6 protein-coding genes are annotated in these 12883 nt (G+C 52.6%); all 6 read right to left on the reverse strand.

The annotated features are described in order from the left end of the window. Window positions 1-468: 468 nt before the first annotated feature. Complete coding sequence (locus A6A04_RS14205) at window positions 469-858, reverse strand: response regulator (RefSeq protein ID WP_068493982.1); 390 nt, start codon at window positions 856-858, stop codon at window positions 469-471. Further along, window positions 848-1915, reverse strand: a complete 1068-nt coding sequence (locus tag A6A04_RS14210; protein WP_068493984.1) for an HD domain-containing phosphohydrolase — start codon at window positions 1913-1915, stop codon at window positions 848-850. Before A6A04_RS14210 ends, A6A04_RS14205 begins: the two co-directional genes overlap by 11 nt. Further along, complete coding sequence (locus tag A6A04_RS14215; RefSeq protein ID WP_068493986.1) at window positions 1899-4421, reverse strand: hybrid sensor histidine kinase/response regulator; 2523 nt, start codon at window positions 4419-4421, stop codon at window positions 1899-1901. Before A6A04_RS14215 ends, A6A04_RS14210 begins: the two co-directional genes overlap by 17 nt. Window positions 4422-4463: 42 nt before the next feature. Then, window positions 4464-5954, reverse strand: coding sequence for a GAF domain-containing protein (locus tag A6A04_RS14220; protein WP_082914943.1), 1491 nt, complete (start codon window positions 5952-5954; stop codon window positions 4464-4466). Between the two features lie 3 nt (window positions 5955-5957). Then, window positions 5958-10490 carry an EAL domain-containing protein gene (locus A6A04_RS14230; RefSeq protein WP_068493991.1) on the reverse strand — a complete coding sequence of 1511 codons (4533 nt, stop codon included), beginning with the start codon at window positions 10488-10490 and terminating at the stop codon, window positions 5958-5960. A gap of 318 nt (window positions 10491-10808) precedes the next feature. Then, entirely contained in the window at window positions 10809-12056 is a 1248-nt protein-coding gene (locus A6A04_RS14235; protein ID WP_245651215.1) for a response regulator, read from the reverse strand. Window positions 12057-12883 lie beyond the last annotated feature (827 nt).

A 12883-nucleotide genomic window follows, 5' to 3' on the forward strand; every position in this document is an offset into this window, starting at 1 on the left:
CTCCGTCGCCCCTGGCCAGGCAACATCAACCATGCTTCACTAACATTCGATCTGGAGCCGCCATTGGGGGCCGGTCAGGGGGACACCTGGCGTGACAAGATCACTAACTCTTCCAAGTTCTTCAATATCTGACCTCAAAAGATCACTGCGACACGGGATATCAGCTTCCGGCATAAACTCCAAGAGCGCCCGTTCAGTTCGAGCGTGTAAAGTATAAAGAGCAACTAAAATATCTCCATACACACGGCACGTAAGACCTTCCTGAATCAGATGCCACATCAATTGATGATGGTCTATCCGACGATGAGATGCTTTTGTAGAACCTCGTAAATGATCACGAAGGCCATAACGGTCATCAATTATTTCAATAGGTTTGCTCAAGATAGACCAACACCCTTTAATCCTAATGCCACCTGTCATTCGGGCTGGCGGGCTTCTACGCCCATGCGCAAGGAAGAGCCATCCATATCAGCTACGGCCAAGCACCTTCTCCACACCAGCGTGCAGAATTTTTACGGAGACTGGCTTCTCGAGAAATAGATCGACCCCTGCAGCATAAGCCGTCTCGGCATTCTTCTCGCCGACCATCCCCGTTACCAGAACGATAACCGTTTTCGGATCGATCCCGTCTACACCTGCCCGGATACGACGGGTGCATTCCAGTCCGTCCATTACATCCATCTGCCAGTCCATGAAGACGATGTCCGCCCCGCCAGCCTGGAGGGCGGAAATGGCCTCGGCACCATTGGCAGCCGAGACGATCTCCGTAATGCCGAGAGCCCCTAAAACCATATGGATCAGTTCTCTCATCTGGGCATTATCCTCGACGATAACAGCGCGCCTGGGCTTAACCTTCATGAAACTGCTCCCTTAATGCAACGATTTCGGGCAATATGCCGAGAAACACCTCTACGAGCCTTGGATCAAAGTGCTTGCCGGACTGATCCTTTACTAGGGCAACCGCCTTTTCCAGCGGCCAGGCTTCCTTGTAGGGTCTTGACGAAGTCAGGGCGTCGAACACGTCGCAGATGGCGGCAATACGGGCCTCTATGGGGATATCCTCACCCTTGAGACCCTGGGGATAGCCGCTGCCATCCCATTTCTCGTGATGGCATAACGCCACATTGCGGGCCATCATGAGTAATTCAGATTTGTGCTCGCCAATAATTTTGGCCCCTATCGAAACATGCGTTTCCATAATCTTTCGTTCTTCGGGGTCATGCCGACCGGGCTTGAGTAGAATTTTGTCGGGGATACCAATCTTACCGACATCGTGCATCGGCGTTGCGTAAAGGATCAACTCCGCCCGCGCAGCCCCCATTCCAGCAGCCAATGCCAGCATTTTGCACGAGTGACTCATGCGCATCACATGCATACCCGTTTCTTCGTCGCGGTACTCCCCAGCCAGACCGAGGCGTTCGATGATCTGTAGCTGGGTCTCGCGCACCTCTCTTGTGCGCTCTTGGACAATCTCTTCCAACTCGTCGGCACGTAGCCTCTGTCGCTTGTATAACCGGCGAGTCTCCAGAATGTTCCGAATGCGCAGGAGCACCTCCCACCGCCTAAAAGGCTTGCTAACAAAGTCTCGCGCTCCAGCTGCCAGCGCATTAAACCTCGTCTCGTCATCAGTTTGAGCGGTAAGAACCAGCACTGGCAGCCAGTCGCCGTTCTCCAGCGTGGCAGCGAGCTCCTCCATTACTTGGATGCCACTCATATGGGGCATGCGGATATCAAGCAGGATGATGTCAAAGTCATGGGTCTGGTGAAGGCCCACCACATCGCGTGGATCGCATGTGGAAATTAATTTGGTGCAGCCTTCCCCAAGCAGCAGGGCTTCAAGAACTGCGACGTTGGCGGGTTCGTCATCGACAATGAGGATATGGGAAGTGCGAAGCACATCAGTGGTGATTGGCATGCTTGTATTCCATCTCGCGAGACAGGGTGCGAACAAGCTCCGGCAAACTGACTGGCTTTGTTAGGTAATCAGCGAAACCGCTGTTCCGCGCCCGCTCAATTGTGGCACTGCTGGCATCCGCGCTAAGGCCGATCACGGGAATATGGCGTATCGAGGCATCTTCCTTTAGGCGGGCGACGGCCTCAAAGCCGTTTATGCCAGGGAGATTGATGTCGAGTAGAATCACATCGGGCTGGCGGCTGCGGGCCAGGATCAGCCCCTCTTCTGCATTGTTCGCGGTAATTAACCGCATGGGGGCGAGTTGCTCGAACAGGGCCTCCATCAGGCGCATATTGAAAACATTATCCTCGATGTAGAGAACGAGATGATCCTCGAAGCAGTAATGGAGATTGCGCCCGCCATCGGTGGCGGCTGCGGGGGACTCTACCTTCTCGTCACACAACGGGAAGTCCAACCAGAAGCGTGAGCCTTCATCAACCACGCTGGAAAAGCCAATGCGCCCGCCCATGGCCTCAATGATGCTTTTGGTTAAGGCTAAGCCGATACCAGTGCCCTCAGTCGCAGTTGCATCGGCACCAAGCCGATTGAATGGCTTGAACATTTGATCCTGCATGTGGTCGGGAATACCCTTGCCGGTATCGGCGATGGTCAACCTGTGAAAGCTATCCTCGGTGGTCTCGCACGAGAGGGTCACCGTGCCACCACGTCGGTTATACTTAGCTGCATTGGAGAGCAGGTTGAGGATTAATTGCTTCGTGCGCTGGGGATCAGCCAGGATCGTAGCGTTACACGCTACGGCCTCATTGACCGGCGTAACCTCGTAATTGGCAAAAATGGGCGACGACAGCGAAACGCATTCCTCGATTACTGAGCCGAGATTAACCGCCGTCATCTCCTGTGTCATGGCCCCGGCCTCGACCTTAGCCAGATCGAGCACTTCGTTGATGAGGTCGAGCAGATGTGAGCCGCCAGCCAGGATGTGATCAACGTATCCACGCTGCTTGTCGGTCAGGGGGGTTCCATAACCCGCGAGCAGCACCTCAGCGAAACCAAGGACGGCGTTCAAGGGAGTCCGCAATTCGTGGCTCATGTTGGACAGGAAATCCGACTTCGCCTTATTCGCAGCTTCCGCGGCAAGCTTGCTTTCTCGCAACTGGATTTCGATTTTTTTGATCTCGGTTACGTCCGTCCCCGTGCCACGATAACCGACAAATCCACCTTCTAGGTCGAACACCGGCACGCCACATATGCGGAGAAATTTTCTCCCTCGAGGGGTGTCAACCAAATAGTCGAAATCTTTAAATGGACGACGATTGTATAGATTGTCGTGATATCGGTTCAACTCGGCTTGATCTATCTCGGCGATCATCGAATCTCGGGTCTTTCCAATAATTGACTTCGGGTCAAGGTCAGTCGCCGCACCAAAACGCCCGGAAACCCAAGTGAAGCGGAGTTCCGCATCCATCTCCCAGTACCAGTCTGAAGACGCCTTGGCAAAATCAGCAAAGCGATCTCTGCTGTTCCTGGCATCGATCTCCATCAATTTCCTGGCGGTGATGTTCGTATGGGAGACGACGGCCCCCGGTTCCGATCCGGTAAGCGGGGAAATGTTCAGGCTAAACCAACGCTGCTCCGTCGGCGAATGGCATGGATATTCCAAAGAAATTCCTGACGAACGCCCATTGATAACGTCCAGAATTGCATGGGGCGTCAGTTCAGTGGGGCATTCACTCGCATCCGCCCCCCCACAAACCGATCCGTAAACGTCACCAATGCAGAAGTTGGCTGGCCCATTATTGGCCACAGAGAACTCGCGCCACGCCTTGTTGACCATGGCGATGCGCCCCAGGCCATCAAGGACCGCGATATGCTGCGGCATGCAGTCAATAATCAGGGCAAGCTTGTCACGTGTTATCGCTAATTCTGCAGAATGTCGGGACGCAGTCTCCTCAGCAATTTTTCGGTCGGTAATGTCCATTACCGTAGTGAGACAGCGCCACCCTTCACCCCACTCAGTCCCAAGGCGAACGCTTTTTAGGATGATGGGGACTGGTGCTTTTTGATGAGGCGTTAGCCGAGTTTCTGTCGTGGCATTCCCTTGCGCCCTCACCAGAGAAAAGTGGCCATCCACACCCTGACGGACATTGCCATCCACAAACATTCGGAATGGCATACCCATCACATGAGCCCGATCAGTACCAATAAGCTTCAAACCCGCAATGTTGACATCAATTATTGAAAGACGATCATCCAGCACAAAGTATCCTACTGGCGCGCAGTCAAAAAGATCACGATTTTTGTTATTTTGTTTCTCAATATCCTCGCGAGCCTGCTGAAGCTCATCATTCTGGGCTCTAAGCTCTTCCTCATGTACTCTTAAATTATGGAGGGTTTCTTCAAGAAGGTGCTGCCCCGCATGAGGATCATCTAAAACAAGCCGAAGAAGCGCAAGGTCCTCATCGTCCTGCATCTGCCTCTCAATTTCGAGCTGGTGTTTTTCGACCATATTAGCACCACGTCAGATTACGATTGGACATCCGTCAGGGGTCTATAACCATTGGAGCAAAGTGTTTCTGAATCTAGCAGCAGTCATCCTCTCGTCGTTGCTCCATGGACGGCTATAGCCAGATTTGACCTCAATCCATTTTTCGAATGACCGGCGGGGAGAGAGCATTACTACCCCAGCCTTTTCAACCACCGGCTTGTTTGGGTTCCCAGCCCAAGCAACTTCCTGTGCCAGTGCGGGCCTAAACCAGTAAAACCGAACCCATCCAGACCGCAAAGAACGCGCCTTTATGGCGACCATGCCACTCACCACAGCAAGCAAGACTACCTGACCATGAAAAAGATCGTCCAAGTGATCTGAGATCACGACCGTGTCACGGCTTTCGTTGAGAAACCAATCATCTATCAGCCCCATTCCATCTAAATCAGGGGCCTCACCAGTGATCACCACATCATTGCCGATGGCCATAGCAAAACCCTGTGCGGCCATGGCCTCCATCAACTGATCTTTGTTCTTGTCGATGCCGTCTAGCGGGTCTTCATGTTGAGATAGAGCCTCTAGAATTTTCTCGATGCGCCGGTCGAGGCTATCCAGCGATTGAATGCGCCGTCCGGCAAAATGGGAGGTGAGACCAAGGCTGTAGGCATTAGTCAGAGATACACATGCCGAACGTTGATCATGGGACAGGAGGTGAGGTTTGAGACTATGACAGGCGACAAGCCCCCACAGCTTGCCGGTAACTCGGATAGGCACCGAGAAAGAAGCTCCAACCCCCATATGATCGAGATACTCCAGATGAACCGGCGAAACACTGCGCAGATCAGACCAAGCCAAATCCACAGGAACATCTCCCAATCCGAGCAGCGGAACAGGCTGAGCTGTGCCGTCTGGGATCATTCGGCAAGGATTGAGGACATAAAGATTCCTGGCAATTGCAGGAATATCGCTGGCAGGAAACCGCAATCCTAAATAGCTGCCCAGCGCCTTCGTGGTTGCTTCGGAAATGACTTCACCCGACCAATCCTCTTGAAATCGGTAGATCATCACACGGTCGTAGCCAGTCACCGTCTGGAAGGCTTGCACCAACATATTGTGGTGCTCCATGACCTCGTCATCGTCATAGGGAACAGACAGCAGCGGGGACTGGAGTTGTTGAACGGGGATGGGAGCACTCGGCATGGCGCTTCTCTCGATTTCAATAAGAATGAAATCGACGCCACGAACCGCCAATACGTCCACTCGGCCACCCATGACCTCGGCAACACTATCCACGCGAAGACGCTTCCCCGGCTGGTCCGGCAGGGCCTCGAGGGATACACCGGGCAGGAAGTTCAAGGCTTCTAATTTTTGACCTAAAGCTTTTGCAGGATCAGTTCCGATAAAATCTGCAAGATTTGATGATACGTGGGTTACCGTTCCCGACTTTGAATCAATGCGAATCAACGCGCCAAAAGACTGGATCGCGCCCGACAAATGCAGTTGCTCCGATTCGCAGCGTTGCACGAGGGCTTCCAACATAGACAGCGTTGTCATGCATTACCTCTTGGGTGGCTTGCGGGAAGATTTTCCCCCAGACTCAATCACCTTGGCAAACGCCTCCGGTGACAAGGGGCGATGGAACAAGTACCCCTGAACCATGTCACACCCCTCCTCCTTCAAGACCCCTAATTGGTCCTCGGATTCGACGCCTTCGGCCACCACTCGCATCCCTAATGCTCTGGACATATCGATGATCGCTTTCGCGATGGAGCGGTCGTCCCTCTCTAGGGCGATGCCGTCAACAAAACTGCGGTCGATCTTAAGCTCATGGATAGGCAGCTTTTTCAAATAGGACAGGGATGAATAGCCGGTGCCAAAGTCGTCGATGCTCACCTTCATCCCCATCCCGTCGAAGCTGGTCAGCATCTCCTTCACCATGTCTATTCGTTCCATCAGGGCGCTTTCAGTAAGCTCAATGCCAATGAGCTCGGAGGAAATTCCCGAATTATCAAGCCAAGAACCGACCTTAGCAGCGAAGCCAGCATCCCGAAGCTGGTGGGCGGACACATTGATGGCAATACGGGGAACGGTAAGTCCCTTGTCTCGCCAATAGGCAATCTGCTCCAGCACCATGGTAAAGACGGTTTCACCAATTGCTCCAATCAGGCCGCAGCTTTCGGCGATTGGAATAAAATGGGCCGGTGAAACTTCACCCAAGTTGGGATCGCGCCACCGCAGAAGTGCCTCCGCACCGACCACCTCTCCCGTGTGAATATCTACCTGCGGCTGGTAGCACATGCGAAAGCTATTGGTCTCAAGCGCCAACCGTAGCCCCGTTTCCAGCGTCAGGCGCTGCAGAGCGATCACCTTCATTTCATCGGCAAAAAACTGATATTGATTCCTACCCCGCTCCTTGGCGCGATACATGGCAGTGTCGGCATGCTTCAGCAGGGTAAGACTATCTTCGCCGTCATCGGGAAAGACGCTGATTCCCATGCTGGCAGAGACAAATAGGCTTTTATCGTTAATGCTGAAGGAAGCTCCCAGAAAATCGACAATACGGCTTGCCACTGAGTTGACCTTTTCGAGGCTTACATCAGTCAATACAGCAACAAACTCATCTCCCCCCAACCTTGCAAGCGTATCAGAATCTCTTACGCAATGCTTAAGGCGCTCAGTCGCCTGCTTCAGAAGTTGATCACCCACATCATGACCTAGGCTGTCATTGATCACTTTGAAGTTATCAAGATCAATGAACAGGACCGCCAGCTTAGTCTTTTGTCGCTTGGCTTGTGCCACGGCATGCTTGAGGCGATCCATCAACAAACTTCGATTGGGTATCCCTGTCAATTCATCGTGAGTGGCTAGAAATTCGATGCGTCGCTGCGAGCTCTTGATAGCGGAAATATCGCTGAAAATAGCCACGTAATTGACGACTGAACCGTTTTCATCACGAACCGAATTGACGGTCAGCCATTCCGGATAAATTTCGCCATTCTTGCGGCGATTAAAGATTTCCCCTTGCCAACATCCCTGCTCAATCAGAGAACGCCACATGGCATCATAGAAATCTTTTCCGTGTTTCCCCGATTGCAGAAATCGTGGGTTCTTACCAATAACCTCTTGATGGCTATATCCTGTGATGCGGAAAAACGAGTCATTGACGGTTATGATATTGCCTGAGCTGTCCGTGATGGTGATTGCCTCTCCCGCACGATCAAAAACCTTGGCCGCCAGCCGCAATTGCTCTTCCGCGTGATGTTTCATTGTAACGTCGGTCGACTGAGAGCAAACCGCACGGACCACGCCGTTGGAGTCAAAGATGGGAAAACGGACAGAGTCTAACCAGACCTTTGACGTGGGGAACACCATCTCCTCAAGATGCTGAATGGCGGAAAGCTGCCCCATCACTTCGAGGTCTCGACTTCTCAGTAGTTGGGCTATGTCACGACTGAAGAGCTGCTGGTCGGTTTTGCCAATCACTTGTTCCGCAGTGATACCAAATAGCTCCTCAAACCTCATATTTATAAACTCATAGCGACCAGCCGCATCTTTTAGAGAAACGGCAGACGTTGAGTGGTTCATGATGGAAAGAAGACGCTCTTGGCTTTCGCGTATTTGCTCCTGGGCCTCAACAAGATCAGTATGGTCGACAACAACCAGAACGACACTCAGCGGCGTACCTGTCAGACTCATGGACGGCGTGACAAACACCTGAAATGTCCGCTTTCCAAACGTGATCTGGAAACTTTCTTTACGTTGCTCGGTTAGGGCAGCGGTGAGGCTCTTATCGATGTTGTCGAGAAAGGCTGGTAACTTGAGGCGTCCTATATGCATTCCGCTGGCCGAGAGCGGCAAGTCGTAGGTCTTAACTGCCGCACCATTGGCCCTCTTTAGGAAAAGTTCCGGGTCAAAAACCATAATTGGAAAATCAATTGTGTTATAAACGCCCTCGAAATCACTATTTATAGCCGACAGCTCGGCGGATTTTATTAGACTTTCCTCATTTACGCTCACCAACTCTTCGTTGGTGGCCTGAAGTTCCTCGTTTGAAGCCTCAAGCTCTTCATTAGAAGCCTGAAGCTCCTCATTAGCTGCCTGCACCTCTTCATTAAGAGCCTGCATTTCCTCATTGGAGGCAGCCATTTCCTCCATCAGCGTTTGGAGGTGCTCTCGAGTCGAGGCCAACTCATCGTCGGGAAAAACCTCAGAACCATCCTGTGACTCGGCTTCCCTGACGGCGTTAGCGGCATCGGATTGGGCGGAGCGTTCAAAAACAACCAAGAAAGTGTCTGCTTCAGCCTGCTGTCCCACTGGATGAACCGCTAACCGCCAAACCTGTTTGTCTAATGATGCAATCCGTCTCTTCCGACTATAGGAACTGGCCTGACGACGACGGGCGCGATGCATCGTGGTCAGGATTTCATTGGAGAACTCAGGCACTATTAGTTGGGCGAGATTCATTTCCGGCGTTCCCGTCGGAAAATGGATAAAACGAGAAACAGGTCCGTGGCTATGCAATATCCGGCATCCTGAATCAATCAGCATCGCCGGGCCGAATTGGTCTGCAAGAGCGTTCAGGAAAATCCGCTCATTCGATCTGTCCGGATTTCTCGGCTCGTACTTTGGAACTTTAAGCTGCCCCCTTACCAGCTTTCCCATAGTGATGGGACGGCTCTGCCCCCGTGGACGAAAGATTCTGGCCCGCCGATCCACTGACGCAAACATGGCCTCCTGCTGAGTAACTGTTTCAGAGCGCCCAAGAAACAGCAGGCCGTCTTCGCGAAGCGAATAGCGCAGAATCGATAAAACCTTGGCCTGGAGATCAGAGTTGAAATAGATCATCACGTTGCGGCAGGTGACTAAATCCAGCCTCAGGAACGGCGGATCAACGTTGACGTCCTGTCGTGCAAAGGTGACGCAGTCTCGCAGTTCCTTGGTCGGTTCAAATCCGTTACCACAAGGAATAAAATATTTTGAAACATACTCTTGGGGCATTTCAGCCATGGCGGTCTGGTTATATATACCCCGCCGCGCAACGCTCATTGCGTTGTTGTCGATGTCTGTTGCAAAAACCTGGAGTCGACTTCCAATTCCTCTCTCGGAAATTAATTCCGAAAACATAATAGCCAGCGAATAGGCTTCCTCACCAGTAGCGCACCCGACCACCCAAACTCGGATTTCTTCACCAGGAAGTTTACGGCCCACGATCTCACGGGTGTGCCTCTCCAAAGCGCGAAAGGCATCCTTGTCTCGAAAGAACTCTGTTACAGAAATCAACGTTTCTTTGGCCAGAGCATCAAGCTCGTCGGGATCGGTATCCGTCTTGCTCAGATATTCAGCGAGGGTTCCGGTATTGGTCGCAGCCATCCTTCGCTGTAAACGTCGCTGGACCGTGGACAGTTTATAGCTGGAAAAGTCAATCTTAGTGCGCAACCGAACCCGCTCAAACAGGTCTGATAATTCAGCTGGCCGCTGTTCACCACTCTCAAGATTCGGCAACATGCCCGGGAAGCGCACCAAGCGCTCTAATTCGCGCCCAATCTGGTCTGGTGATACAATTCGGTCAGCCACGCAGGCATCTATAGCCGAACGCGGCATGCCATCATATTTGGCGGACTCGGGAATTTGTACAAAGGTGATGCCCCCCGCCGACTTGATTGCTCTCAATCCCCTCGTGCCGTCTGATCCGGTGCCAGAGAGGATAATTCCAATGGCGCGCTCCTCAAATTCGTCGGCCATGGACTGGAAAAGTATATTGATTGAAGGCTTGGGGGAGATTTCCGGAGACGCTTGGCTAAGGACGAAACACTCGTCCTTGAAAACCAAATTTGTACCAGGTGGGATGATGTATATGACGTCGGGTTGGGGGCGCTCACCATCGGCGAGTTCTCGAACCGGCAGTCTGGTCTCACGAGATAGAATGTCCGCCATCATGCTGCGATGCGTAGGCGACATGTGCTGAGCGACGACGTAAATGCAGCCAAGGTCCAGTGGAAGACCTGCTACAAACTGGCTAAGAGCCTCTAATCCTCCGGCAGAGGCACCAATTCCAATCACATGCGGCTTGTTGTCAACTTTTACATCCATGCAATTCAGCCTCTGACCGCAACAAATCCCGTTCGATTTAAGCCCTCACATAACACAGTAATATAATTAAAGCTGCACCGACCAGATCATTAAAAACACAGACAACAAATCACTAATATCCGACCAAATAGCTTATATTTACCCAACACCTCACTTCAAATATGTACATGAAAATATATATTCCATCAAGATTCTAGCGACGCTCAAAATTGGGGAGTATCACGGAAAGTTCATATTGTCGTGAGCCGAACACGCGATCTGATCAGCGTTAAGCAGCCCTGATTCCCACCCATAGGCTGCATTTTTTGGCAGATTGCATCAACCATTCTCCTTCAGTGACCGCATAACATCTTCCTGACTGGCAGCAACCCGTAGCTCATCATCCATGAACCTGCTCTTGGTTAGGGGTTTGGTAGAATTGCCCCTTTTTCCGTGCGTCAATTCAACCAGAGTGAAATTACCCTCGGCCTCTTGGATCTGAAGAACATCCCTCCAAGCCCTGCCTAGAGATTGCTTCATTCCATCCCCCAATTTTCGCGCCCCGCCCATGACCATGACGATTTCCTCAACCGCGGCAAGCCGCTCGGAAAGCGTCTCTGAACACCCAAGCGCAAACTCGTTTCCCTTTATGATGCGCTCAATATCGGAACTTACAATTTGAAGCCGATGGTGGGCAATATCGGCCAAAACCTGTAGAAACGTGCCTTTGATGGCATTAAGTTTTTTCAGCAGGATATTCTCATTCTGCCCCTCTTGGGGGTTGCTCAGATCGGCCAGCGCAAGCAAATTGACCAGCCTGTGAGCAGCTTCATGCAACCCTTCGCGCAACAGCTTCCGCGTCGATGTATCGTCAGTCGACTGCATGTCCCGCCTCAGACGTTCGATGCTTGCCGCGATCGTGTTCACGCCATTGAGGATGGTCGCCTCCCGTGCAGACAGGGACGGGCTCTCTTCAGCCCTTGGGAGGACAGGTTTCTGCCCACTATCCCTTATGACCGGGGCAGATTGCACCTCTCTTGGCGCGGACGAACCGGAAGGTGGATTTGAATGTTGGTTATCTGCCGCCCGCCGACGAGGGCCGCTATATTTAGCGTTGCGGTTCTTCCCGCGCCGACAAGGCCCTCGATAATTATGGTGAGCAATGAACTCCCTGCTGTCGGTCATTGCACGATTTAGGTTTTTCAACAGGCTCCGCGTACCGATAGGCAGCGTCATGACGCTGTTTGCCCCGGAATTCTGGATTAATGACAAATGGTCTGGGTCCATGTTTCCGGTCAGATAGATCACTGGCACCGTCGCCGATGGCCCGCGACAATCCCTTCGGATTCGCTTGACCGCCTCCACCGAACCGGCAAACTCGGCCTCGGCGCAGATGACGACGTCGAAGGCCGACTGGGAAAGCTCATAGATGGCGGCTTCAATGTCGTCCGCCTTGGTCACGTTTGGGAGGCCGACCTGATGTAGGGCGGTAACGATGAGTTGGCGCAGATTGCCAGCCTCAGCAATGACCAGACATGATTTACCAAAGAACGATAGGTTCAGCGTCATCACTGCCTTCAGGCTCAAGTCAGACTGCTGGTCTCCAACATCCGTCGAGCACTTGTATTGTCCCTATGGAGATCATGACGTTCCAGGTCGTCGAAGGACCTAGGAAGGTCGGTAAGGGCGGCCCACCTAGCCTCTGCTTCGGCCACATTTGCGTCAGCATTGTCTGAGACACCTCGCGCTACCACTGGGACAGCGGCATCAGCCTCATACTCGGGCTGGCAGGTGTTTCTCAGAGCATTCATGTCAGGCATGTCGTGTTTCCGGCGGTGGTGGACCGAGAAGCATTTAGAAAGTGGTGGTACCTGCGCAAATTAAAACCAAGAACCACGCCATGCTGTGGCTGCAACGGCGGTAAAACTGTGGTTATGCAGCCGAAATATGCGGGCGTCATAGTGACGAGGCCGCCTACCCAAAGGCAATCCTGATGGCCGAGCGAGATGGCTGTCGAGACCCTCGCTCGGCCTAGCTACAGCCCCTTGATTGGCGACAAGAAGTTGCGGCGAAATCAAATTTAGCGCGTCCTTGATCATGAGTGTCGAGTCCCGCTTCGTGATAATTTGTTCCATCACGTGACCGGAATTTTGCGAAGAGTTCGGGGGGCGTCGTCGGCGTGGCCCATTGGTCTCGAAGTAAGCAGTCTGGGGCAAGCTTCGCCCTCGAACTTTCCCCTTGGCACTCCATTGATCGTAAAACGTGGCTCGCGTAGGCTGCTTAGATGATCAATCTCCGGCAGCGCCTTTCCACAATAATCCGCGACATCGGCTTCGCTGTCACTGCCGCCTGAATACTCCCCAGAAGGGGCGACTGAAAATTCCCCACCTTGACGCACTCGCCCGGCCCTGGGG

The sequence above is a fragment of the Paramagnetospirillum marisnigri genome (assembly GCF_001650715.1).
Classification (GTDB): domain Bacteria; phylum Pseudomonadota; class Alphaproteobacteria; order Rhodospirillales; family Magnetospirillaceae; genus Phaeospirillum; species Phaeospirillum marisnigri.